At 66.7% G+C, this 23,017-nt stretch carries 24 protein-coding genes; 9 read left to right on the top strand and 15 right to left on the bottom strand.

Features of this window, described 5'->3' with window-relative positions:
* Positions 1 to 65: 65 nt before the first annotated feature.
* The 3 genes from Q0071_RS05630 to Q0071_RS05620 all read right to left on the bottom strand — a co-directional run bounded on the left by Q0071_RS05630 (position 66) and on the right by Q0071_RS05620 (position 3,384).
* A complete protein-coding gene (locus tag Q0071_RS05630; protein ID WP_298166204.1) occupies positions 66 to 731 on the bottom strand; it encodes an energy transducer TonB in 666 nt (221 codons plus the stop codon).
* 204 nt (positions 732 to 935) lie between these two features.
* Positions 936 to 2,555, bottom strand: coding sequence for a cyclic nucleotide-binding domain-containing thioredoxin-disulfide reductase (locus Q0071_RS05625; RefSeq protein WP_298166202.1), 1,620 nt, complete (start codon positions 2,553 to 2,555; stop codon positions 936 to 938).
* Positions 2,556 to 2,832: 277 nt separating this feature from the next.
* Positions 2,833 to 3,384, bottom strand: coding sequence for a peroxidase-related enzyme (locus Q0071_RS05620; protein ID WP_298166200.1), 552 nt, complete (start codon positions 3,382 to 3,384; stop codon positions 2,833 to 2,835).
* Between the two features lie 123 nt (positions 3,385 to 3,507).
* On the opposite strand from Q0071_RS05620, the gene Q0071_RS05615 reads away from it, so the two are divergent.
* Entirely contained in the window at positions 3,508 to 4,422 is a 915-nt protein-coding gene (locus tag Q0071_RS05615; RefSeq protein ID WP_298166198.1) for a LysR family transcriptional regulator, read from the top strand.
* A gap of 1 nt (position 4,423) precedes the next feature.
* On the opposite strand, the gene Q0071_RS05610 is transcribed toward Q0071_RS05615, so the two are convergent.
* The 4 genes from Q0071_RS05610 to Q0071_RS05595 all read right to left on the bottom strand — a co-directional run bounded on the left by Q0071_RS05610 (position 4,424) and on the right by Q0071_RS05595 (position 7,677).
* Complete coding sequence (locus Q0071_RS05610) at positions 4,424 to 5,164, bottom strand: DNA-binding domain-containing protein (RefSeq protein ID WP_298166196.1); 741 nt, start codon at positions 5,162 to 5,164, stop codon at positions 4,424 to 4,426.
* Positions 5,161 to 5,985 (bottom strand): DUF692 domain-containing protein, encoded by an 825-nt coding sequence (locus Q0071_RS05605; protein WP_298166195.1) that lies wholly within the window; start codon positions 5,983 to 5,985, stop codon positions 5,161 to 5,163. The genes Q0071_RS05610 and Q0071_RS05605 overlap by 4 nt, the downstream gene beginning before the upstream one ends.
* A 177-nt stretch (positions 5,986 to 6,162) precedes the next feature.
* Positions 6,163 to 6,444, bottom strand: a complete 282-nt coding sequence (locus Q0071_RS05600; RefSeq protein ID WP_298166193.1) for a hypothetical protein — start codon at positions 6,442 to 6,444, stop codon at positions 6,163 to 6,165.
* Positions 6,445 to 6,549: 105 nt separating this feature from the next.
* Positions 6,550 to 7,677 (bottom strand): aminotransferase class I/II-fold pyridoxal phosphate-dependent enzyme, encoded by a 1,128-nt coding sequence (locus tag Q0071_RS05595; protein WP_298166191.1) that lies wholly within the window; start codon positions 7,675 to 7,677, stop codon positions 6,550 to 6,552.
* 246 nt (positions 7,678 to 7,923) lie between these two features.
* Here Q0071_RS05595 and Q0071_RS05590 point away from each other — a divergent pair, with 246 nt between their 5' ends.
* The 3 genes from Q0071_RS05590 (at position 7,924) to Q0071_RS05580 (ending at position 9,546) form a co-directional block, all read left to right on the top strand.
* Positions 7,924 to 8,196 carry a DUF2282 domain-containing protein gene (locus Q0071_RS05590; RefSeq protein ID WP_298166189.1) on the top strand — a complete coding sequence of 91 codons (273 nt, stop codon included), beginning with the start codon at positions 7,924 to 7,926 and terminating at the stop codon, positions 8,194 to 8,196.
* Positions 8,197 to 8,256: 60 nt separating this feature from the next.
* Positions 8,257 to 8,697, top strand: a complete 441-nt coding sequence (locus Q0071_RS05585) for a DoxX family protein (protein ID WP_298166187.1) — start codon at positions 8,257 to 8,259, stop codon at positions 8,695 to 8,697.
* Positions 8,698 to 8,877: 180 nt separating this feature from the next.
* Positions 8,878 to 9,546 carry a DUF1109 domain-containing protein gene (locus Q0071_RS05580; protein ID WP_298166185.1) on the top strand — a complete coding sequence of 223 codons (669 nt, stop codon included), beginning with the start codon at positions 8,878 to 8,880 and terminating at the stop codon, positions 9,544 to 9,546.
* A 3-nt stretch (positions 9,547 to 9,549) separates the two neighbouring features.
* On the opposite strand, the gene Q0071_RS05575 is transcribed toward Q0071_RS05580, so the two are convergent.
* Positions 9,550 to 10,278 carry a peroxiredoxin-like family protein gene (locus Q0071_RS05575; RefSeq protein ID WP_298166183.1) on the bottom strand — a complete coding sequence of 243 codons (729 nt, stop codon included), beginning with the start codon at positions 10,276 to 10,278 and terminating at the stop codon, positions 9,550 to 9,552.
* Between the two features lie 9 nt (positions 10,279 to 10,287).
* Positions 10,288 to 11,202 (bottom strand): LysR family transcriptional regulator, encoded by a 915-nt coding sequence (locus Q0071_RS05570; RefSeq protein WP_298166181.1) that lies wholly within the window; start codon positions 11,200 to 11,202, stop codon positions 10,288 to 10,290.
* Positions 11,203 to 11,396: 194 nt separating this feature from the next.
* On the opposite strand from Q0071_RS05570, the gene Q0071_RS05565 reads away from it, so the two are divergent.
* The 3 genes from Q0071_RS05565 to Q0071_RS05555 all read left to right on the top strand — a co-directional run bounded on the left by Q0071_RS05565 (position 11,397) and on the right by Q0071_RS05555 (position 14,485).
* A complete protein-coding gene (locus Q0071_RS05565; RefSeq protein WP_298166179.1) occupies positions 11,397 to 12,332 on the top strand; it encodes a LysR family transcriptional regulator in 936 nt (311 codons plus the stop codon).
* 61 nt (positions 12,333 to 12,393) lie between these two features.
* Positions 12,394 to 13,776, top strand: coding sequence for an NAD(P)/FAD-dependent oxidoreductase (locus Q0071_RS05560; protein WP_298166177.1), 1,383 nt, complete (start codon positions 12,394 to 12,396; stop codon positions 13,774 to 13,776).
* A 112-nt stretch (positions 13,777 to 13,888) separates the two neighbouring features.
* The gene (locus tag Q0071_RS05555) at positions 13,889 to 14,485 is read left to right on the top strand and encodes a sigma-70 family RNA polymerase sigma factor (protein ID WP_366886111.1); all 597 of its coding nucleotides are present in this window, start codon (positions 13,889 to 13,891) and stop codon (positions 14,483 to 14,485) included.
* 82 nt (positions 14,486 to 14,567) lie between these two features.
* Here the strand turns inward: Q0071_RS05555 and Q0071_RS05550 are convergent, their stop codons facing one another.
* Positions 14,568 to 14,915, bottom strand: coding sequence for an energy transducer TonB (locus tag Q0071_RS05550; RefSeq protein WP_298166176.1), 348 nt, complete (start codon positions 14,913 to 14,915; stop codon positions 14,568 to 14,570).
* Between the two features lie 218 nt (positions 14,916 to 15,133).
* On the opposite strand from Q0071_RS05550, the gene Q0071_RS05545 reads away from it, so the two are divergent.
* Positions 15,134 to 15,802, top strand: coding sequence for a peptidylprolyl isomerase (locus Q0071_RS05545; RefSeq protein ID WP_298166174.1), 669 nt, complete (start codon positions 15,134 to 15,136; stop codon positions 15,800 to 15,802).
* Positions 15,803 to 15,809: 7 nt separating this feature from the next.
* On the opposite strand, the gene Q0071_RS05540 is transcribed toward Q0071_RS05545, so the two are convergent.
* From Q0071_RS05540 to bioB, 5 genes are all read right to left on the bottom strand, one after another.
* Positions 15,810 to 17,564 (bottom strand): hypothetical protein, encoded by a 1,755-nt coding sequence (locus Q0071_RS05540; RefSeq protein ID WP_298166172.1) that lies wholly within the window; start codon positions 17,562 to 17,564, stop codon positions 15,810 to 15,812.
* 136 nt (positions 17,565 to 17,700) lie between these two features.
* Positions 17,701 to 18,954: an adenosylmethionine--8-amino-7-oxononanoate transaminase gene (locus Q0071_RS05535; RefSeq protein ID WP_298166170.1), complete on the bottom strand. Its 1,254-nt coding sequence runs from the start codon at positions 18,952 to 18,954 to the stop codon at positions 17,701 to 17,703.
* Positions 18,951 to 19,571, bottom strand: a complete 621-nt coding sequence (gene bioD, locus Q0071_RS05530; protein ID WP_298166168.1) for a dethiobiotin synthase — start codon at positions 19,569 to 19,571, stop codon at positions 18,951 to 18,953. The genes Q0071_RS05535 and bioD overlap by 4 nt, the downstream gene beginning before the upstream one ends.
* On the bottom strand, positions 19,568 to 20,692 hold the full coding sequence (locus tag Q0071_RS05525) for an 8-amino-7-oxononanoate synthase (protein WP_298166166.1): 1,125 nt from the start codon (positions 20,690 to 20,692) through the stop codon (positions 19,568 to 19,570). The genes bioD and Q0071_RS05525 overlap by 4 nt, the downstream gene beginning before the upstream one ends.
* 14 nt (positions 20,693 to 20,706) lie before the next feature.
* Positions 20,707 to 21,705 (bottom strand): biotin synthase BioB, encoded by a 999-nt coding sequence (bioB, locus tag Q0071_RS05520; protein WP_298166232.1) that lies wholly within the window; start codon positions 21,703 to 21,705, stop codon positions 20,707 to 20,709.
* Between the two features lie 404 nt (positions 21,706 to 22,109).
* Between bioB and Q0071_RS05515 the strand changes: the two genes are divergently transcribed.
* Positions 22,110 to 23,017, top strand: a 908-nt coding sequence (locus Q0071_RS05515; RefSeq protein WP_298166164.1) for a nucleotide sugar dehydrogenase, incomplete at its 3' end; no start/stop codon positions are given.

Below are 23,017 nucleotides of genomic sequence, written 5' to 3'. Positions count from 1 at the left end.
CCTCCATGCCAGAGCGGGATGGTAAGCCGCGATCTTGCTGCATTGCAACGGGAGTTTGGGGCAAGTTACTCCGGGATGCGCCAGCGGATCACGCCCGAATAACGCCCCGCCACCAGATCGCCGTGCTCATCGCGCGCAGGCGTGAAGCTGGCGCGCTCGCTGACTTTCGCGCAGGTCGCCGCATCGAGATCGGCCGAACCACTCGAGCGGGTGATCCGGCAATCGCGCACACGCCCGTCTGGTCCGACTGTGAGTTCGAAAGCGGAAGCCCCCTGCTGGCCCCGACGCAGCGCGCCGGTCGGGTAGTCTGCATCCGAAACCCATTTTCCCGGCGCGCCCAGCGGCTTGGCCACCCGCGGGGTGAAGCTGGGGCTGGGCGTTGGCGGGGGCAGCGGGGGAAGATCGCCGGTCCCAAAGCCGCCAGGAAGCGGCAGTGGACCAGGATCGATGTGGAAGCCGGAATCGCCGATCGGTGGTAACGGCAGGGTCGGATCGGGCTTGGGTGCGGTATCGCGGGTATGCGGCACTGGCTTCACATCGGGTATGGGGCTCGGTGCCGGTGGCGGCGGCATGTAGGTCCAAGCCTTGGTCCAGTCCTTCGGCTTGATCTTCTCGATCATCCCGCCGGCAAAGCCGGTCAGCAGCACCACCGCCATCACGCCATGCACGGCGCCGACTGCGCCCAGCGCCACGATCCGGCGCCGATTGGTTTCGGGGGTAAGGTAGGCCATTGCATGCTCTCCTCGGCTGTGCCGGACAGCCCGGGTTGCGAAGGCGAGAGCAACGGGAACGAAACGAACAATCCCGATGCAAGCAACACGGGCCGTACGACGTTATTATGGTATAACATTACCACGCATCGGAGAGCCTTGCGAGAAGAATCTCAACCACATTGGTGGAGTTTTAAGTTGCCCGGTGCAACTGATCGGACCCGGCTAGCCGCCGTTGACGTAGTCCCACACTTTCGAGATCACGACCGAGCCTTCGCCCACGGCAGAGGCCACGCGCTTGACCGAGCCCGAGCGGACATCGCCCACCGCGAAGATACCCGGGTGCGAGGTTGCGTAGGGCGAAGTGGCGCCGACTGCCGGCCCCGTCTTCACGAAGCCCTTGTCGTCAAGCTCGACCAGGCCCGAAAGCCACTCGGTGTTGGGCGCTGCACCCACCATGATGAACAGCGCGCGTGTCGGGATATCGTGCGTCTCGCCGGTCTTGGCATCGCGCAAGGTCACGCCTTCGAGATGCGCGCCGCCGTGCAGCGCGATGACTTCGGCGTTGTAGGCGATCTGGATGCCGGGATCTGCCTCCAGCCGCTCGGAAAGATAGCTCGACATCGACAGCGCTAGCGAAGGTCCGCGCACGACGACATGTGCGCAGCGGGCGGAGCGGCTGAGGTACATCGCCGCCTGCCCGGCGGAATTGCCCCCGCCGATGATCACCGCCTGCGTGCCCTTGCAATAGCGCGCCTCGATCTCGGTCGCGGCGTAGTAGATGCCCGCCCCTTCGAATTCGGCGAGACGCGGGATCGGCAGGCGGCGATACTGCACGCCCGCCGCCACGACCACGGCCTTGCCGCGCACCCGCTGGTCATTGTCAAACGTGGCGCAGAACATGCCGTCGTCCAGCTCCTCCAGAGCGGTCACCCGGCGCGGCAGGGCAAAGCGTGTGCCGAACTTCATCGCCTGCACTTCGCCGCGCCACACAAGGTCGCCGCCGGAAATGCCGGTCGGAAAACCCATGTAGTTCTCGATCCGGCTGGAGGTGCCTGCCTGCCCGCCGATGGCGAGATCCTCGATCACCAGCGCGCAAAGCCCTTCCGCTCCGGCATACACCCCGGCTGCCACACCCGCCGGCCCGCCGCCGACGATCAGCACGTCAAAGGCCTCATCATGCTGCAGCTCGCGGTTGATGCCAAGGAGGTGCGCGATCTTGTCCGGCGTCGGATCGGTCACCACCGTATCGCGTCCGAAGATGACCGCCGGGACCGAACCCTCGATCGAGCAGGCTTGCGCGGCGGCCAGCGCTTCCTCGCTGCCAAGTTTGAGCGAGCCATAGGGTATGCGGTTGCGGCTGGCGAACTGGGCGACGCGGCGGACCGCCGGGTCCTCATCCTCGCCGATCAACTGCAGCGAACTGTCGCGCTCATCAAGCTGGCGGCGGCGGCGCGCGGCAAACACCGTGATCACGATGTCGGACATTTCCGGGATCTGCGCCATCAATTCGAGCATTGCCTCACGCGGCACTTCGATCACCCGCGTGTCCTGCGCCGCGCGCATCGCCAGCGAAACGGTGCCGCCGCTGAGGAACGCGATTTCGCCCATGAACTGCGTGGGGCCGAGCGAGGAAGGCCGGTGACGTTCCTCGGTGAGGGGATTGACGACTTCGATCTCCCCTTCTTCAACATACGTGAACGTGTCCGCCGGATCGCCGGGGCGGGCGATCATGGTCCCGGCGGGGTAGAGTTTCGGCGTGCCTGCCGCGCGCAGGGCCTCGACATGGCTGGGGTGCAGCGGGGTGCGCTGCAAGGTGCGAAGATCGGCGCCGATCGATTCCATATGTAGTCGGGTCCTGCTGTCGCCGGGGGGCGATGGGCGCGCGGAGTCGCGCGGCGTCAGCATACCGTAACGCCCTCCGCCATCCTACAGCCGGATGGCTCTGGATGGCGGGATCAAGCGAGTGGCGGGAACGAGGCTACCACGTTGACGGCAACGACCGATACCGAGACAGCGACGGATACCAGGCGGGATCTGAACGACATGGCGGGTGGTCCTTTCTGCGGGAGGGATGGCGGGCGCCTGCTGGAGTGGGAGCTGCAGACGCCCGCCCCCGGCGTCAGGCGGCGATGCGCGTGGTGACGACCGGGAAGTCGATCACGGTCTGGAAGGCCGAGTTGACGTAGTTGGTCCAGGTGTTGAGCGCGACGTGCTGGACGATCTCGAGCAGCTGCGCATCGGAGTAGCCAGCCGCACGGACGGCTTCGACGTCGGCAGCGCCGACATGGCCACGGGTCTTCACCAGTTGCACGGCGAAGCGCACCGCGGCATCGGCCTTGGGGTCGTTCGAGGCGCCGTTGCGGTTCGCGGTGATCTCAGCGTCATCGAGCTTCGAGAGGTTCTTGCCGAGATAGGTGTGGGCCGAGAGGCAATAGTCGCAGCCATTGATCTCGGCGACGGCGAGGGCAATCCGTTCGCGGGTGGCGGCGGGCACCTTGCCCTTGGCCAGTGCGCCGTTCATCGCGAGGTAGCCTTCGAGCGCGGCCGGGCTGGTGGAAACGAGGCGGTGGAGATTGGGCACGGTGCCGATCGCCTTGTTCACGGCTTCGAGCAGCGGCTGCGAAGCTTCGGGGGCATCGGCGATGGTGGCGGGGGTGGGGATACGCGACATTTCGGGGGAGACCTTTCCTTGAAAGCAGGCCGGTATCGGCCGGTGACCTCCAAGTAGGGCCTTCCGCCGGGTGGCAGTATCCGCTACCTTGGCAACTCTACCTTCCAAAAAGCGGAATGTCTGATGGACCGGTTCGAGGCCATGCGCACCCTGCTCGCTGCGGTCGACGGCGGCAGCCTCTCAGCCGCCTCGCGCGCGCTGAACACGCCGCTACCCACCGTGAGCCGCCGGGTGTCCGATCTCGAAGCGCACCTCGGCGCGCAGCTCCTCGTGCGGACGAGCCGCAAGCTGATCCTGACCGAAGCAGGAGAGGCCTTCGTTGCGGCCACGCGCCGCGTGCTCGATGATCTCGCCGATGCCGAGCGCGCGGCCAGCGGCGAGTACCGTGCGCCGCGCGGCGAGCTCATGGTCACCGCACCGATCATGTTCGGCAAGCTCCACGTCGCCCCCATCGTCCATACGTTCCTTGCCGCCTATCCCGATGTCACTGTGCGCCTCGTCCTTTCGGATTCGACGATCGATCTGGTCGAGGCGCATGTCGATGTTGCGGTCCGCGTCGGACAGTTGCCGGACAGCGATCTCGTCGCGCGCAAGCTGGGCGATATCCGCTGGGTCGTCTGCGCCAGTCCCGGCTATCTCGCCCGGCGCGGCGCAATCACGCAGCCGGACGACCTCGCGCGGCACGATTGCATTGCGTTCGAGGGCCTGCATTCCACCCGCAGCTGGCGGATCGGAGCCGGTGTGAACGCCCGCAGTGTGGAGATCACGCCGCGCTTTTCCGTCAACACCGCCGATGCGGTCATCGATGCTGCTGCTGCAGGAGTGGGCGTGGCGCGGATCATGTCCTATCAGGCCTCAGCCGCCGCCGCCGATGGCAGGCTTGTGCCGCTGTTCGGCGATCTCGGCTGCGAGCCGGTGCCCGTCCACCTCGTCCACCGCCGCCAGCGCAGCCAGCCGCTGAAGCTGCGCGCCTTCCTCGATTTCGTCGCGCCGCGCTTGCAGCAGGTGCTGGGCGAAGTCGCGGGTTGCTTCGAATAGCTCAGCCGACTGCGGCGATCATGCCTTCGGCGAGCCAGCGACCGAGCAGCGTCCCGGCACTGGTCACCGCTGCTTCCTCGCCCAACGTATCGGCAAGGCGCGCGCAGACCGCCGCAAAACCTTCCCCTGCGGCAGACCACGCCAGCACATCGCATTCGTGCGCTTCAGCGCGGCGGAACACCGGCTCGAGGCCCTGCCGCCAGACCAGCAAGGCCGCGCCGCACTCGGCCATCTCGGCGGGCGGGGGCGGCTCTGCGGTTGCGAGCGCTTGCCAGATCGCATCGGCATTGGTGGTGATCGGCAGCACGAGCAGCGAAGGCACCGCATGGATCCCCGCGGTTTCCCAATCGGCCACGGCCAGCGCTTCGGGCCGGAGTGCGTCTGCATCGGGCCCGACGAAGACCTGGCCCACGGTCCAGTCGATCAGCGCGATTTCGGCGACTTCGGGATCATCGGGCCAGAGCGTGGCGACAAAGTCGGTGAAGTCCTCCCCATAGGCATCAAGCGTCCAGCTCGAAGGCGGGCGCGCATCGATATAGCGTGCCGCTGCTGCTTCGAAGCCATCCTCGCCCAGCCACAGCACAAGGCGCTGGAACGTCTCGGCAAGGCTGGAGACCAGCGCGGTGCGGTAGTTGTTCTGGTAAACCGCCGTGCCCGGCCCGCCGCCGAGCGCGGCAGCTGAACTGTCCTCGCCAGTCACCAGCCAGTCGCGGAAATTGCGTTGGAGGGCGAGCAGGCTCATGCCGCGATCCTTTCATCGGCGGCAATGCTGCGCGCAATATCGAGCTCGGCGCAAAGCGCCTCGAGCTCGGGTATGTTGTCATCGCGCTCGATCATCGTCGGCACCGGGCCAGCGAGCGCAGTCGCGGCGCGATAGAGCGCCCAGACTTCATCCGGCACCGGCTGGTCGTGCGTGTCGATCAGCAGATGCTCGCCCTTCACATGGCCGGCGAGGTGGATCTGGCCGACCGCATCCATCGGAATGCCGGCAAGGTAATCGGACGCCGCAAACCCGTGGTTGACCGCGCTGACGTAGATGTTGTTGACATCGAGCAGCAGGCCGCAGCCGGTGCGCCGGGTCATTTCGGCGAGGAATTCCCACTCCGTCATCGCGCCGGGAAAGGCGATGTAGCTCGAAGGGTTTTCCAGCAGCATGCGGCGGCCAAGTGCTTCCTGCGCACGGTCGATATTGCGGCAGACCACATCGAGCGCTTCTTCGGTATAGGGCAGCGGCAGCAGGTCGTGCGAATTGAACTCGTCGATCCGGGTCCAGCACAAGTGGTCCGAAACCACCGCAGGCTCCATCAGATCGACAAGGCGGCGAAGCTCCCGAAGATAATCGTCCCTGAGGCCGTCCGCCGAGCCGATTGACATCGAGACACCGTGGAGGGCCAGCGGATAGTTGCGGCGTGCCTTCATCAGCGTATCGAGCGGCTTGCCGCCCGCGATCATGAAGTTTTCCGAGATCACCTCGATGAAATCGACGGGTGCAGTGCCGTCGATATACGACCGGTAGTGCGGGCGGCGCATGCCAAGGCCAAATCCGGCCAGCGTGTCAGACATTGCGCGCCTCGGTCATCTCAGGTCTCGGTAAAGAGGGGTTGTCTCGCGAAAGAAGGCCGGGGCTCCAGCGGGCGCCGTTGAGGGAGGGGGGTGGCGCCGCAGGGCAGTTGGGACAAGGAGCCCCGGTCAAGTCATCGCAGTGTCAGCCGGGAGGGTGCCGGCTGCACTGGTGGAGCCTTACTTGGGCTCGGTCAGGCTGCCGCCCTGCGCCGCGCAGGCCTTCTTGGTCAGCGCCTTGAAGCCCTGGCCCTTGCATTCGTTCTGGCCCTTGCAGCTGTGCGCGCCGGCGGCGCAGTCCGAAGTGCCTTTGCAGGTGTTCACGCCGTAGCAGTGCACGACCTCGGCAGACTTCTCCTTGGCAATCGCGGGGGCAGGGAGGGCTGCCATGGCGGCGGCGATCAGGGCAGCGTTGGCAGCGATGGCAAAGCCGGCCTTCAGGCCGGAATTGAAGGTGGTCATGGGTCGTCTCCGAATATTGCGCCGGGTTGGCATGGGTTTATTCGGCTTTGGACTCAGCGCGGTTACAGGCCGGGTGGAATTTTCTGCGGCGGGCGCTGTCCATGCTTACGCCCGGTTGCGCATCAACCACTCCCGAAACACCGTCAGCCCTTCAGCCAGATTGCTCCGGCCAAAGCCGATGCGGAAATGGTCTTGTGGCACGGGGCCAAGCTCGGAGTGATAGATGCTGGAGGGCAGCAGCAGCACGCCGGTTTCCTCGACCAGCCGCTCGGTAAAGCGCTCCACCCCGTCCGCGCCCTTGTAGCGGATGAAGGCCACGCAGCTGCCATCGGGCCTGCGCCAATCAAACAGGCCGGGGAAATCGGCGAAGAAGCTGTCGAGCAGATCGAGGTTGCGGTGCGCAAGATCGCGGTTGCGCCCGACGATCACCTCGCGCGCCTTCAGCGCGATTTCGGCGAGCAGCTCCGAAGGCGCCGAATTGCAGATCGAGAGATAGTGCTTGTAGCGCTCGCAGCCTTGCAGAAACGCGCGGTCCTGGCAGGCCAGCCAGCCGATGCGCAAGCCGGGCAGGCCATAGCTCTTTGACATCACATTGAGCGAGATGCCCCGCTCGTAGACATCGGCCACTTGGGGAATACGCGCATCGCTGCGGTGCTCGATCAGGCGGTACACCTCGTCGCTGAACAGCCAGATCCCGCGTTCCCGGCACAGCTCGACCAGCGCGGCAAACGTCTCCTGCGAAGGGATTGCCCCGGTGGGATTGTTGGGAAAGTTGATCGAGATGAGCTTGGTGTTCGGCCGCAGCGCCGCGCGCACGGCATCCAGATCAAGCGCCCAGCCCGCGTTTTCATCCAGCGCGACCCCCGTCACCGCACAGATCGAGAGCGGGATCGTTTCGGCCGCCTGATAGTTGGGCGTGATGACGATGCAGTGGTCCTCAGGCCGAAGCAGCACTTTCATCGCGACATAGATGCCCTCTTCCGCGCCTGCAAAGCACAGTAGCTGGTCTTCGCGGATCGTATCGTAGGTCTTCGCGATCTCGTGCAGCAGCGGTTCCGCGCCGAAGGTCTTGGTATAGCCCAGGTGCAGGTTGTCGAACCGCTCGCGATCTGCAGGCGTTGCATGCGCGAGAAGCTGCGAAAGGGTCATGCTCTGCGCGTCGGACGCGGTGAGGTGATACTTCGCGGCGAATTCCCACTTCGAGAAGTACACCTCCAGCGCAAAATTCCGCACGAGCCGATTGTCCTTTCACCACGGTGACTTGTTTGGCCACCCTCTAGGATTTGTGGCTCACGAGGTCCACCCGCGCGGAAAAAATGCTGCGCCGTGTAACCGCCGCTCGGCACCCGGCGAACTGGTCAACGTGGCCGGCGCGAAGACTTCCGGACACGAGGCAAGGGCGCGGCAAACGAAGCGCCCGGCCTTCCCTGTTCCCGCATTTTCGCCCCTGTGGTGCAACCGTTCACGAAGGAACCTGTCATGAAGATTGCTGCAACCGCTTTCGCTGCCTCGATCGCTCTCGGCCTTGCTGCCGGTGCTGCGCATGCTGCCGATGCCAAGCCCGCGATGGAAAAGTGCTACGGCGTTGCCAAAGCTGGCAAGAACGAATGCGCCGCCGGCCCGGGCACCAGCTGCGCCGGCACCTCGAAGGTCGATTATCAGGGCAACGCCTGGATGCTGGTCAAGGCCGGCACCTGCACCTCGATCAAGACGCCCAAGGGCAACGGTTCGCTGACCGCGAAAGCACACTGATCCCCGCCGGGTGTTCTGGCAGGCCGGAACACCCGGGTGGAGCCTTCGAGGTATCCCCGCATGACCGCTCTCGTTTCCGTCTACAACCGGCTGGCCGCGCTGGCCGGGCGACTGCTGCCCGAAACCGTGCTGCTGCTGGTGGCGCGGCTCGGCATCGCGGCGGTGTTCTTCCAGTCGGGCCGGACCAAGGTGGAAGGCTGGCTGACGATCACCGACAGCACCTACTACCTGTTCCAAGCCGACTACAAACTGCCGCTCGTGCCACCGCATCTGGCCGCCCACATGGCGACTTATTGCGAACACCTGTTCCCGATCCTGCTCGTCCTGGGCCTCGGCACGCGCTTTGCCGCGCTGGGCCTGCTCGGCATGACCACGGTGATCGAGGTTTTCGTCTATCCCGATGCCTGGCCGACGCACCTGAGCTGGGCGGCCATACTCCTGCCGCTCATCGCCAAGGGCGGTGGAGCGCTCTCGCTCGACCGTCTGCTGCATCGGGGCTGAACCCGCGCCGCCTGCTCCGCGCAGCGACCGGCCCGCGTGACTGCGGGCCGGTCTTGCGAGGTGGTCTTGCGAGGCGGGGGCAAAGATGCAACGTGGCCGGGAACCGGTAGCCAGCGCATCTGGCGATCCTGATCCCGGCCGTTTTCCCTTCGGGCGCGGCGGTGCAGTGAAGGAAGTCTGATGGCCCTCGATCCGGACGATCCGTCCATCGCACAGACGATCGAGGCGCTGGTCGGCGATCTGCGACCGGTCGTGCCGCTGCGCCTTTGGCGCGGCATGGCCGCCGGGCTGGGGCTCACGGCGCTCGCCATCGGCGGGGTGTGGCTCACCGTCGGATTGCGGCAGGATGTGATTGCCCTGCACCCCGCGCCGATCGTGCTCGCGCGCGGGGCCGTCTTGCTGGCGGGCAGCCTTGCAATGCTCGTGGCTGCGCTGCGTGCCGCGCTTCCGGGCCGCGCCGATCAGGGTGCAACTGCCCTCGGGACGCTGATTCTCGGCATCTTTCCGGTTGGCCTCATGGGGTTGCTGCTGGATGGCATCGCCGGCGGCCGGCGGCCCAGCTTTGCCGAACTCACCCCGTTCGGCACCTTGCGCTGCTGCGGTATCGCGCTGGCGACTTCGCTGCTTGTCGGCACCGGGCTCGTGCTGTGGATGCGCCGTGCGGCACCCACCGATCTGGCGCGCGCCGGTTGGCTGACCGGATGGGCTGCGGCGGGGCTCGGCACCTTTGCCTATAGCCTGTTCTGTCCCTCGCAGACGATGGCCTTCGTCACGACCGCCTATCCTGCGGCGATGCTGTTGACGGCAACCGTCATCCGCTTCGTCACGCCGCGTTTGCTGCGCTGGTAGGGTTCAGATTTCGCGCAGCGCGGCCAGCACGTCAGCCGGTTCGGCGCGTTCGCGGAAATCGACATCGGCATAGGCGAACCGCACGCGGCCGGTCTGATCGAGTGCGAAGGTGGCCGGCACCGGGAGGAACCCGCTCGGCGAACCGTAGAGCTCATGCATGTCGAGCCCTGCATCCCGGTAGAAATCGAGCAGCGGATCACCGGCAAAGAACGCGAGGCCGAGCGAAAGCGCAACGCCGTGGTCGATATCGCACAGCACGTCCGCCACTTCCGCATGGGGAGAGGCTTCCAGCACGGCGCCAAGTGCGCGCGCGCCGCCCCCGGTCTCGCCGGTGATCTCGACAAAACGGACGCCGGCCTCCGCCAGCTCAGGCAGCATGCCGGCCCATGCCGTAACCTCGTGCACGCAATAGGGACACCAGCGGCCACGGCTGAAGTTAACGATCACTGGACCCTGATCGAGCAGGTCGCCCAGCCGGCGATAGCCGCCGTGCGCGGTCGGCAGCGAGAAATCGGGAAACATCTCCCCCACTTTGGGCGCGGCTGCCCCTACGCCCGCACCGCGCAGCGCAATCACGATCTCGTCGAAAAACGGGCCGAGGTCCGGATTGCGGCGCCGGATCTGCGCCAGCTGGGGTGCCAGCGGCGCGGGGGAAGTGGTGGGGCGGTCCATCATCATCTCATAGGCGTGATTGCGGGGCAGGGGAAACGCACCGCGGTGCATCGAGTCCATGCGCGGCCCCTATGGCGCCCTTGCTGCCGCCCCTGCTGCCGCCGCGCCGTTCGCCAGCGCCCAATCCTGCGCTCGGGCGACCCGCAGGAATGCCTCTGCAGCGACCGAGCGACGGCGCCCGGCAACAGAGGCGAGCACGAACCGCGTCTCCACCGATCCGAACGGCAGCCCGGTTGCCGTCAGCGGCGGCGCGGCAATGCTGCGCGGTGTCCAGCCGCAACCGAGCCCGGCCTGCACCATCTGCCGCAATTGCGCGGCGCCTTGCGCCTGATGCCGCACTTCGATCGCCGCGCCGACTTGCGTGGCGATCCGCGCTAAAGCGGCGCAGCCATCACCGGCGAGATCGATCCAGGCTTCCTCCTCGAGCATGGCGGCCGAGGCGGGAGGGGCGGCGGCAAAAGGATGATCGCCGCGGGTGACGATGCACCATTCATCCGCGAACAAAGGCCAGCAATCCAGCCGCTCGGGGGCTTCATCGGGCATCTCGACGATGATCAGGTCGAGCGAGCCGGCCATGGCCAACTCGATCAACTCGCGCGAGGAGCCGCCCGCCAGCGCCAGTTCCAGCCCGGAAAGGCTCTTGCCCAGTTCTGCCAGCACGCGTTCCAGCATCGCATGCTCGACCGTCCGCGCGACGCCCAGCGCCAGCGGCGCGATTTCCGCCCGGCCCATGCCGCGGGCCATCTGCTTGGCGGTCTGCGCGGCCTCGAAGCTGCGTTCGAGATGCGGCAACATGGCCTTGCCCAGCTCGGTCAGGTGGGTGCGCGCCCGTTCACGGCGAAACAGCGGGGCGCCGAATTCGTCTTCCAGCTTCTGGATCGCCTTGGTCAGCGAGGGCTGCGAGACGTTGCACTCGATGGCTGCGCGCGTGAAGTTCAGCAGGCGTGCCGCGGCCAGGAAGTACCGGACCTGATGCATTTCCATGGCTGTGCTGCCCTGTGCCTGCAACCGCCGGACATTCCCGGACCAGCCGGCACCGCAAGGGCGCCACCGGAGTCGCGGACGACAGCGGGTTGATCCTGCGACAATGAGCGCCATCCGGACTTGCCGCAAGCGGCGCATGCCACATATGATTTATCCATAAATTGCATTGAACTGCGGTGAAATGGACTGGAATGGTGCTTTACCAGCATCAGCCGATGGTGCAGGACAGCGGCGTGAACGATCTCACCGGCTGGATGCGCACTTTCATCACCGTTGCGGATGCGGCCAGCTTCAGCCGCGCCGCCGCGCGTCTCGAATTGCCGCAGTCGACTGTCTCGCGCCAGGTGGGTGCTCTGGAGCGCCATCTCGGCGCCGCGCTGCTGAAGCGCACCACCCGTTCCATTGCGCTGACAAGCGAAGGGCAGGCTTACTACGAAGCGGCCTTGCGCGCGCTGGCGGCGATCGACGAAGCCGAGGCGGCGGTCGGGCTGCATGGCGCGCTTGGCGGCCAAGTGCGATTGACCGCGCCGCTCACGCTCGCGCAGTCGCGCGTCATTGCGATGCTGGCGCAATTCCAGCGCATCCAGCCGCGCATCGAAATCGATCTCAGGGTGTCCGATCACGCGCTCAACCTCGTATCGGACAATCTCGATTTCGCCATCCGTGTCGGCGCAATCGGCGATAGCCGCTCGATCGCGCGCCGCATCGGCGTGTGCCGCCGTGTCATGGTCGCATCGCCCGCCTATCTTGATGAATATGGTGTGCCGCATCAGCCGTCCGATCTTTCGGCGCACAATTGCCTCAGCTACTCGCTGCTCGCGACGGGCAACAAATGGGTGCTCGGCAAGGACATGCAGATCGAAGTGAGCGGGACTTTCCGCGCCGACAGCCCGGATGCGCTGCGTGCGGCGGCGCTGGCGAGCATTGGCGTTGCCGTCAATGCGCGTTGGCTTTTCGAGGAAGACCTTGCCAGCGGCCGGCTGATCGAAGTGCTGCCCGATCATCCCCCGGCGGACATGCCGATCCACCTCGTCATGCCGGCGGGGCGCTATGTCGCCGCGCGCGTGCGGGCGGTTGCCGATCATCTCATCGCCGCATTCGCCGCCGATCCCCTGCTGCGCTCGGCCTGAGCGCTGTAACGATCAACCAGCCCCAGGCGAAACGCTCTCCATCCAAGGCGGGAGCAAGACAATGGTCGGTGAATCAGGGGTCGGTGAAGCAGGCGAAACAACCGCTACGGTCGCGGGCAAGCCTCCGCAGGTCGTGATCGTTGGCGGCGGGTTCGGCGGGCTGGCAGCGGCCAGGGGGCTGGCCGGTGCGCCGGTCGAGATCACCCTGATCGACAAGCGCAACCACCACCTGTTCCAGCCGCTGCTCTATCAGGTTGCCACCGCCGGCCTCTCGCCGGCAGATATCGCCGGTTCGATCCGCGCCATCCTCGCCCGCCAGCCGAACGTGCGCGTGCTGCTCGACCGGGTCTACGGTGTCGATCAGGAATGCCGCCGCGTTATTCTCGGCGATGGAGAGCCGCTGGCCTACGACTGGCTGATCATCGCCACCGGCGCCACGCACAGCTATTTCGGGCGCGAGGACTGGGCGCCCCATGCGCCCGGCATCAAGACCATCGACGATGCCACCGCGATCCGCCGCCGCGTGCTCCTTGCGCTCGAACGCGCGGAAACCGAAACCGACGAGGTGAAGCGCAAGGCGCTGCTCACGTTCGTGGTGATCGGCGGCGGCCCGACCGGGGTCGAGATGGCCGGCGCGATTGCCGAACTTGCCCGCCAGTCGGTCAGCCGCGATTTCCGCCACATCACCCCGCATTGCTCGCGGATCGTGCTGCTCCAGCGCGGAGATCGTCTGCTGCCATCTTTCCCACCCGCGCTTTCGGCCAAAGCGCGCAAGGGCATCGAGGAACTGGGCGTCGAAGTCCGGCTCGAAGCGGATGTCACCGCTATCGATGCCGAGGGCGTTACTGTCGATGGCAACCGGATCAAGGCGGGTACAGTGATCTGGGCCGCCGGTGTCATGGCCAGTCGCGCGGCGGAATGGCTTGGCTGTGAGGGCGATCGCTCGGGCCGTGTTCCGGTGGGCGCGGACCTCCATCCCGATGGCGATCCTGCCATCTTCGTGATTGGCGATACCGCTGTATGCATCGATGGAGCGGGGCGGGCGCTGCCGGGTGTGGCCCCCGTTGCCAAGCAGCAGGGCCAGCACGCCGCCCGCGCCATTCGCGCGGCGCTGCAGGGCCGCGCCGTGCCGCCGTTCCGCTACCGCGACTATGGCAACATGGCGACGATCGGCCGCAGCCGCGCGATCGCCGATTTCGGCCGTCTGCGCGTGACCGGTCTGCCCGCCTGGCTGCTGTGGTGCGTCGCCCATATCTGGTTCCTGACCGGGCACCGCAATCGTCTCTCGGTCGGAATGAGCTGGCTCTGGAGCTATCTTACCTACCAGCGCGGAGCCCGTCTGATCACCGGCGATGTGGCGCCAGACTTGCCCGCAACGCGCGAACTGGCGCCCGCTCTGCGGCGAAATCGCACCGAGCTGTCTGAATTTATCCTTGTCGAATAGAGGTTTGAGTTCGCTCATACCCGGCATGCATTGATAGCATAACCACCTGGTGCGTGGTCGGCTTGCCAGCACTGAGGCACTGTTGGTGCATCGAGAGGCAAAGGAGCAAAGCATGGCAAGCCAACTGGAGACCGCCCGGCACGCTGCAAGCAGCCCGCGCAAGAGCGTTGGCTTCGGTTGGGAAACCGCGATGGCAGCCAGCCTTGCCGGGGATGCTGCCGCGTATCGCCGCCTGCTGGAAGAGGCTGGCCGCTGGCTGCGCCGCTACTTCGCTCGCCGCCTTGCCCCCGAAATGGTCGACGATGCGGTGCAGGAAGCGCTCACCGCGCTCCACCTCAAGCGCGCCACGTTCGAACCGGGCCGCCCGTTCCTGCCCTGGCTCGCAGCCATCGCCCGCTTCAAGGGCGTGGACAGCCTGCGCAGCGCCGGGCGCAATCGCACCGAGGAGCTGGATGAAGGCCTGCACGGCGTGCCCAGCCACGAAAGCGCCTCGCTCAGCGGCATTGTCATGGCCGGGCTGTTCGATCGCCTGCGCCGCCCGCAGGCCGATGCGATCCGGCTGGTCAAGCTGCAGGGCTTCTCTGTCCGCGAAGCCGCCGCCATGACCGGCCAGTCCGAAGCGCTGGTCAAGGTCAACATCCATCGCGGGCTTTCAGCGCTCAAGGCCTTCTTCGGCGAAAGCGATCTCGCTCTCGAAGTGATCGGCTGAAGAAAAAAGAAGGGACGGATTGCTCCGCCCCTTCCTCGGCCGAGGGCCGTCTGGCTCCGGTCGTCAACTGAAAATGGCTTGCTTACAGCAGCTTCCACGTGATCGGCACGGTCACCGAGGTGGCCCCACCAGGCGGCGGCGGCACCGAGCCGGTGCGGCTCGGCAGGGCCAGCGCTTCGCGATCGAGCGAGGTCGAGCCCGAGGGCGAGACCAGTTCGGCGCGCTCGACCGCGCCGGAGGCGGCAACAAAGATCTTCACTTTCGCCGTGCCTTCTTCGCCGCGCGCAACCGCGGCCTTGGGATAGGTCTGCTTGGAGGCGATGGTGCGGGTGACCTGGCGGATCCAGTCGGCCGACTGGGCGTGGGCGGGGCCGGTAACGCAGGCGGCGGCGAAAAGCCCGAAGGCCAGGATCTTGGCAGTCTTGAACATCGTTGGTCCTTCCGATTGGCGTCGAATGAGATGGCCCGCCAGCCTGATGGGGCTGGGCGGACCATGGTGGCGTGGGGTGCCTTCATCTGGCGCAAGGGCCGTTAGATTCGCGCCAAGCCGCGTTACGAGCGGCACCGGAGGGGGCGTTCATGCCATTTCGGACTGTGCCGCACGGCAACCCTTGCTTCGCTGCGCGCCTTGAAGGTTAATGCGGTGCCATGATGAACCGCCGATTCGTCCTCGCCGCGCTTCCGCTTGCCTCCCTGCTGGTCGCCGCCGCGCCGCGAAAGCGTGTGGCCGCCCCGCCTCCGCCTCCGCCGCCCCCTCCGCTGGCAGCAGTCGAACGCGTTGTGCTTACCACCGAGCTGGGCATGATCGAACTTACGCTCGATGGCGCGCATGCTCCGATCAGCACCGCCAACTTCCTGCACTATGTCGATGCACGGCGGTTCGACGGGATCAGCTTCTACCGCGCGATGCACCTTGCCTGGGGCGATCAGCCCAATGGCCTGCTGCAGGGCGGCCTGCGCGATCCGCGCCGCCTGTTCCCGCCCATCGCACATGAACCTACCAGCCAGACCGGCCTCAGCCATGTGTCCGGCGCGATCTCGATGGCGCGCAATGCTCCCGGCACGGCAACGGCGGATTTCTCGATCATGCTGTCGGACCTCACCAGCCTCGATGCGAACCCCGCGTCCGCCGATCCGGAGGCGCAGGCGGGCTACGCGGTGTTCGGCAAGGTCACGGCAGGCATGGATGTCGTGCGCAAGATCTGGGAAGCGCCGATCTCGCAAACGCTAGGCGAAGGTTCGATGCGCGGGCAGATGCTGGAAGCGCCGGTGAAGATCCTCACCGCGCGCCGCCTGCCGCCCCCGCCTCACCCCTGATCCGCGATCACTCCGGGCAGACCACCGGCTCCCCAGCGCCGCGCTGGAACAGCACGAGCCGCACGAAGAACGAGTCCCCGCCCGCTGTCTGGTTGGGCCCGGCCACGAGCTCCAGCGCATCGCCGGGGGCAAGATTGGCGCTGAGCGGCGGCAGTTGCATACGCCCGGTCAACACCCCTCGCCACAGCACCTTGCTGCCTGCGGTAAGGGTGAGGTCCACGCCGTCACCGCCAGCGGCCTTGGCGAAGCAACCTCCCACGTCGATGGCTTCTGCCACCGGCGCGACATGCCGCCACACCGCGCGGATCGGCACCGCAGCCGTGCCGCCCGGCGCAGCAGAGGTGTTGTTGATCTGCAGCGGGCGATACCAGCGGTCGCCGAAGTAGCTGGTGAACTGATCGTCGAACAGCGGCAGGCGGTAGCTGGTATCGGCCTTCAGCCGCGCCGCATAGCGCCACTGCGGCGTGCCCCAGCCCATCAGCGTGTCGGCGATCCAGGTGGAGGCGCCAAAGCGGATCGCGGTGGAGCCGGTGATCACCAGCGGACTTTCGCTGACCTGCGCGAGCGCGGCGGGTGTGCCGCTCGCGTCGCTGATCTGCCCGCCTTCGACCCTGAGCGATCGCGGCGCGCCCCAGACCACGGTCGTGTCTGTGCCGAAGCGATAGGCAAACAGCAGCGGATCGCCGAGATCGAGCCGCTGCGGGCGTCCACGCGCCAGCAGGCGCTGCATCAGCCGGAAGGCCCCCGCCTGCGCTTTGGCGGCGGTGCCGGCATAAAGCCCCATGTTCGGGAACCAGCGCTGGTCGATGAGGGCATACCAGCTCGCCTGCGCGGCACCTGCGGCGGCCAGCATGGTCGCCTGCTTGACCAGTTCTCCGGCGGCCAACGGCTGGTTGCGGCTGTCGATGCTGAATTCGCTTGCCCAGATCGGCACGCGCTTGCCCGCGCTGTCCATTGCGGCACCGAGCTGCGCGAGCTCGATATCCAGCCCCTCCGCGCGCGAGCGATAGGGGTGCACCGCGATGCCGTCCACCGTCGCCAGCATCCCGGCGGCGAACAGGGTCCGGAGGAAGCCGGTGCCGATCATGTTGGTCGATCCGCCGAGGATCGCCACCCGCCCGCCGATCCGCGCCCGCACCGCCTTCAGCGTCGCGACATAGGCGGCGGCGCGGTCGACCCCGGCGGGATAGACCAGCGTGCCCGGCCCGTTGATCTCGTTGCCGACTTCGATCGCGGCGAGGCAAGACCCGAAGCGGCCCGCCAGTGCCGCAAGGTAGCTGGCAAAAGCCGCATTGCCCGCAGCGCTCGAAACCCACCCGCCGCCATCATAAAGCGGGTTAGACGGGACCGCCGTCAGCAGCAGGCGCTGCCCGCCCGCGCAGGCCGAGGCCAGCGCCTGTGCCGCCGGGGTAGTGAGGGTGTAGCTGCCGCGCACTTTCTCGCTCTCGGCCCAGGGCAGCGAATCGCGCAGCATCGGCGCGCCGACCTGCCGCGCGAGGGCGAGAGTGGAAGACGACCAGCCTTGGCTGAAATGTGTCTGCACTCCCAGCACCATCGGCGGCTGCTGGGCGATGTTTGCCGCGCCGCTAGCCGCAGAACCTGCCGCCTGCGCCGTCCCGATCGGCGATGTGATCTCGGCCGTGCGCCGCAGGTGCGCCGGCCCGCAGGCGGCAAGCAAGGCCACCAGCACGGCGATGCGCAGCGTAGGGCGCACCTGTTTCGCAATATGGCGAAAGGGATCGATCAGGGCACGGCGGACCATGGCACGCTCTCCGGCAAGGGGACGCGGCAAGGATGTGCCGGAGGCGCCTTAATGCGCTCCCAGCGGATTCGCTTAAGCGGCCATTTTTCTGTGTTGCGCTAGTCTGGCCGAACGCTCGGGGTTTTCCCTTAGGGCGTTACGGACCAACAGCGCGGACGGCCATTTCGATCACATCGCCGATCCGGCTGAGATCGGCTTCGTCGATGCAGTAAGGCGGCATGACATAGATCGTGTTGCCGAGCGGGCGCAGCAGCACGTCCGCTTCGCGAAACAGGGTCAACAGGCGCGGGGCGAGCGAGGACAGATAGCCGCCGTCGGGAACCTCCAGATCGAGCGCGGCAATCGTCCCGCAGCGGCGCACCGCCGCCACGCCGGGCAGCAGCGCCAACCTCTCGAGCAGCGCCTGCTGCCGCGCCCCAAGGTCGGCCAGCCGCCCGAGCACCGGCTCCTCCTGCCAGATCGCGATGTTCGCCGCCGCCGCCGCGCAGGCAATCGGGTTTGCGGTATAGCTGGAGGAGTGGAAGAACATCTTCGCCCGGTCGGTCGACCAATGCGCCAGGAAGATATCCTCGCGCGCCATGGTCACCGCCAGCGGCATCGAACCGCCAGTGATTCCCTTGGCAAGGCACAGGATGTCCGGCACCACGCCCGCCTGCTCGCAGGCCAGCAGGGTGCCGGTGCGGCCCCAGCCGGTCATCACTTCGTCGGCGATCAGCAGAACCTCGTGACGGCGGCAGATCTCGGCCATAGCGGCGAGCAGCGCCGGTGGGTACATCAGCATGCCGCCCGCGCCGAGGATCAGCGGCTCGACGATGAAGGCGGCCGGGCCTTCGCGGCACGCGGCGTCCAGCGCTTCCAGCGTGTTGGTCCCGTCCCCCACGGGAAAGGGAATGCAGCCCACATCGAACAGCAGCGGCTCATAAGGAGCGTTGAACACCCCCCGTGCGCCGACCGACATCGCGCCAATGGTATCCCCGTGGTAGCTGTGCTCCAGCACGAGAATGCGCGAACGCGGTCGCGCGGTATGCGCCCAATATCCCAGCGCCATCTTGAGCGCGACTTCGACCGAGGTCGAGCCACTGTCCGAAAAGAACACCCGCGTCAGTTCGCGCGGCATCAGCTGGACGAGCCCTGCGGCCACTTGTTCGGCAGGCGCATGGGTCCAGCCCGCGAAGATCAACTGGTCCAGCGCCCCGGCCTGCGCCCGGATCGCCTCGACGATGCGCGGATGGCAGTGGCCGTGCGTCGTCACCCACCACGAGGAGATCGCGTCGATCACCCTCCGTCCGTCAGCCGTATAGAGCGCCGCGCCTTCGGCGTGTGTCACCAGCGGAACCGGCTCGCCCAGCCCGTGCTGGGTGAACGGGTGCCAGACGGCGGAGCTGCTCACGTGAAGTCGTCGAGGGAGAAACCCCGGACAAAGGCGCCGATCAGCGTTTGCGGCTCGAGCGTGGGCAGGAGGGGCAGGCGGCCCAGCCGCCGCACCTGGCCCATTTCGCAGATGGTCGCCTCGTTGTCCTCGTTCGCTTCGCCGACGAAGGCCACGCCGTGGATCGGCACGCGCCGCGCGCGCAGTGCCTCGATGGTCAGCAGGGTGTGGTTGATCGTGCCCAGCGCCGTGCGCGCGACAATGATCGTGAGCAGCCCCCACCGCGCGAAGACATCGGCATAGGTCACCTCGCGCGTCAGCGGCACCAGCGCGCCGCCTGCGCCTTCGATCACCAGCGGCCGCGCTTCGGGCAGCATCAGCCAGTCGGGATCGATGACCGTGCCGTCCAGCTCTGCCGCGCGGTGGGGCGAAAGCGGTTCGGTCAGGCGATAGGCTTCGGGGAGGATCTTCTCGGCGGCCAGTCCGGCGAGCGTCGCCACGCTGTCGCTGTCCGCGCCGTCTGCCAGCCCGGACTGCACCGGCTTCCAGTAGTGGGCACCCAGCGCGCCGGCGAGGGCGGCGGAAAAGACGGTCTTGCCAATCCCGGTATCGGTTCCGGTTACAACAAACGCACTCATGCCAACGCCTCTGCCAAGGCTTCCGCCAACGCGTCAATATCTTCCGGCATGACGTTTTGTGTCAGTGAAATCCTTAGCCTGCTGGTTCCGGCGGGCACGGTCGGCGGGCGGATGCCGCGAATGTCGAAGCCCGCCGCTTGCAGGCGCGCCGCAACCGCCATGGTGCGCGCTTCATCGTCAAGGATCAGCGGCATGATCTGCGTGCCGGTCGCATCCGCGCCATGGGGCGCCAGCGCCGCCTCGGCATGGGCGACGCGCGCCATCAGCCCGGTCCGCCGCTCGGGCTCATCCGCCAGCATCTTCAGCGCCTCGCGCACCGCAGCGGCCATCAGCGGGGAGGGCGCGGTCGAGAAGATGAACGGGCGCGCCCGGTTGACGAGGAAATCGCGCACCACCGCCGGAGCGCAGACCAGCGCGCCTTCGCATCCCAGCGCCTTGCCGCAAGTGCGCAGCACCACCGTGTCCGCCCGCCCGTCGAGCGCGGCAGCAAGGCCGCGCCCATCCGGGCCGAACACGCCGGTCGCATGCGCCTCGTCGATCAGCATGATCGCCTCGTGCCGCTCGGCAAGCTGGACGAGGTCCGCCAGCGGCGCCCGGTCGCCGTCCATCGAATAGAGGCTCTCGAACGCCAGCCACACGCGGCCTCTGCCGCCGCTTGCGCGCCATGCGGCGATGGCATCGTCGAAGCTGTCCGGGTCGTTGTGCCCGGCTATCACGGCGGTCGCCCGCGTGAGCGCCAAACCCTCATGCATCGAGGCGTGGATCAGCGCGTCGTAGACAATCAGATCGCCGCGCTGCGGCAAGCTCGCCAGCAAGGCGACGTTGGCCGCATAGCCTGACGAGAGAAACAGCGCGCTTTCCGAGCCGAAAAACTGCGCCGCTTGCGCTTCCAGCGCCTCATGTTCGGGATCGTTGCCGCGCAGCAGCCGCGATCCGCCCGATCCCATCGGCACGCCGCGTGCGATGGCTTCTTCCACCGCCCGCGCGAGCCGGGGGGCGCGCGCCATGCCGAGGTAATCGTTCGAGGAAAAGTCTCGCCCCTGCCGCAGGATCAGCTGCCGGCGCCGATCGCGCGCAGAGAGGCTTTCCAGATCGGCGCGGTGCGCGTGCCACATATCCATCGGTGAAACCGGACTTACCGCCCGCAATCCGCCTTGTCTGCGCGCATCGGCTCCTCCGCCTCCATCGGCCTCAGGCCCAGCCGGGCAAACAGCGCCGCATCGGCATCGTCCCCTGCATTGGCGGCGGTCAGCAGCCGGTCGCCGGTGAAGATCGAGTTGGCCCCGGCCATGAAGCACAGCGCCTGCGCCGCCTCCGACATCGATTCGCGCCCTGCCGAAAGCCGCACCATCGAACGCGGCATGGTGATCCGGGCCGCCGCAACGGTGCGCACGAATTCGATGTCGTCGATCTTGGCGAGCGGCGTGTCCGCCAGCATGTCACCCAGCACGGTGCCCTTGATCGGCACCAGCGCGTTGACCGGCACGCTTTCGGGATGGCGCTCCAGCGTCGCCAGCGCATGGATGAAGCCCACGCGGTCGCCGCGCGTTTCGCCCATGCCGACGATCCCGCCCGAGCAGACATTGATGCCCGCCTTGCGGACTTGCGCCAGCGTGTCGATCCGCTCCTCGAAGCTGCGCGTGGTGATGATCTCGCCATAGCGTTCGGGCGACGTGTCGATGTTGTGGTTGTAGTAATCGAGCCCCGCTTCCGCGAGCTGCGCGGCCTGCGTTTCGCTCAGCATGCCCAGCGTCATGCAGGTTTCCATACCCATCTCGCGCACGCCCTTCACCATCGCGATGATCGCGGGCATGTCGCGGTCCTTGGGGTTGCGCCAGGCCGCGCCCATGCAGAAGCGCTTCGATCCCGCATCGCGCGCCTGCGCGGCGGATTGCAGCACCGCCTGCACCTCCATCAGCTTGGTCGCCTCAACGCCGCTGTCCGCCTTGACCGATTGCGAGCAGTAGCCGCAGTCCTCCGGGCAGCCGCCGGTCTTGATCGAAAGCAAGGTGCACAGCTGCACTTCATCGGGCCGGTGATGGCGCCGATGCACTTCGGCGGCGCGGAACAGCAGTTCGGTGAATGGCAGGTCGAACAGCGCCGCGATTTCCTCGCGCGTCCAGTCGGTGCGCACATCGCTCCGGAAAAGCCCGCCGGTGCCGACGCGCGGCTCGCGGGCAGGGATCGTTTCAGCATCGGTCATCGGGCACTCCGCAGGCTTTTCCAGTGAAGAGAATCAGATAGTTGCTCCTAGCCGAGTTGCGCCGCCGTGCCTTCCCAAAATGCACACGGACGTTTCACGAATGGAAATTGTGTCCTCCCTGCCACCAGCATGGGAGCCGTCTGGCACGAAACCGCAGGAGGCGCACCCGACGGAAATCCGCCCTTCGTCGTTCCTGCGCGGCTGTGGTTAAGTCCGTGTTCGCAAATATTGGATATGGGAGGGTCTGGCGCGATAGCAGCGCGCCGGAATCGTTCCGGGCGGGCGGATGACCCCGCAGTCGGGATGACCAAACGCATGAGGCAGGTTGTTCGGGTATGAAGGCGTTCGGCAAAATCGGAGTTATCGGGCTTGGCTACGTCGGCCTGCCGCTCGCTGTCTCGTTCGCCCGCAAGCATGCGGTGGTCGGCTTCGACGTGAGCGAGCACCGCGTCAGCACGCTGCGCGCAGGGCATGACTATACCAACGAGATTTCGGCCGAAGAGCTTGCCGCCTCCACGCTGGCGATCACATCGTCGATCGAGGATCTCAGGGGCTGCAGCATCCTGATCGTGACCTTGCCGACCCCGGTCGACGAAAGCCGGCGGCCCGATTTCTCCAACATCACGGGCGCCTGCGCCGCGATAGGCCGGATCATCGCGCCCGGCACGATCGTCGTGTTCGAAAGCACCGTCTATCCCGGCGCGACCGAGGAAGTCTGCGCCCCGGTCATTGAAGCGGCCTCCGGCCTCACGAGCGGCGTGGGCTTCAAGCTCGGCTACAGCCCCGAACGCATCAATCCGGGCGACAAGGCGCATCCGCTGGAAGCCATCGTCAAGGTGGTCGCCGGGCAGGATGCCGAAACGCTCGATACGCTTGCCGAACTCTATGGTTCGATCATCCACGCGGGCATTCACCGCGCCTCTTCGATCAAGGTGGCGGAGGCGGCGAAAGTCATCGAGAACACCCAGCGCGATATCAATATCGCCTTGATGAACGAAATCTCGAAGATCTGCGATCTCGTCGGCATCCGCACCAAGGAAGTGCTCGCGGCGGCGGGAACCAAGTGGAACTTCCTCAAGTTCTATCCCGGCCTTGTCGGCGGGCACTGCATCGGCGTCGATCCGTACTACCTCACCGCCAAGGCGGAGCAGATGGGCTATCACCCCGAAGTGATCCTCTCCGGCCGCCGCATCAACGACAGCATGGGCAGCTATATCGCCCGGCGCGGCGTGAAGATGCTGGC

It is taken from the genome of Novosphingobium sp. (assembly GCF_027486195.1).
GTDB lineage: Bacteria > Pseudomonadota > Alphaproteobacteria > Sphingomonadales > Sphingomonadaceae > Novosphingobium.
This window is presented reverse-complemented; position numbering and strand designations above follow the sequence as displayed.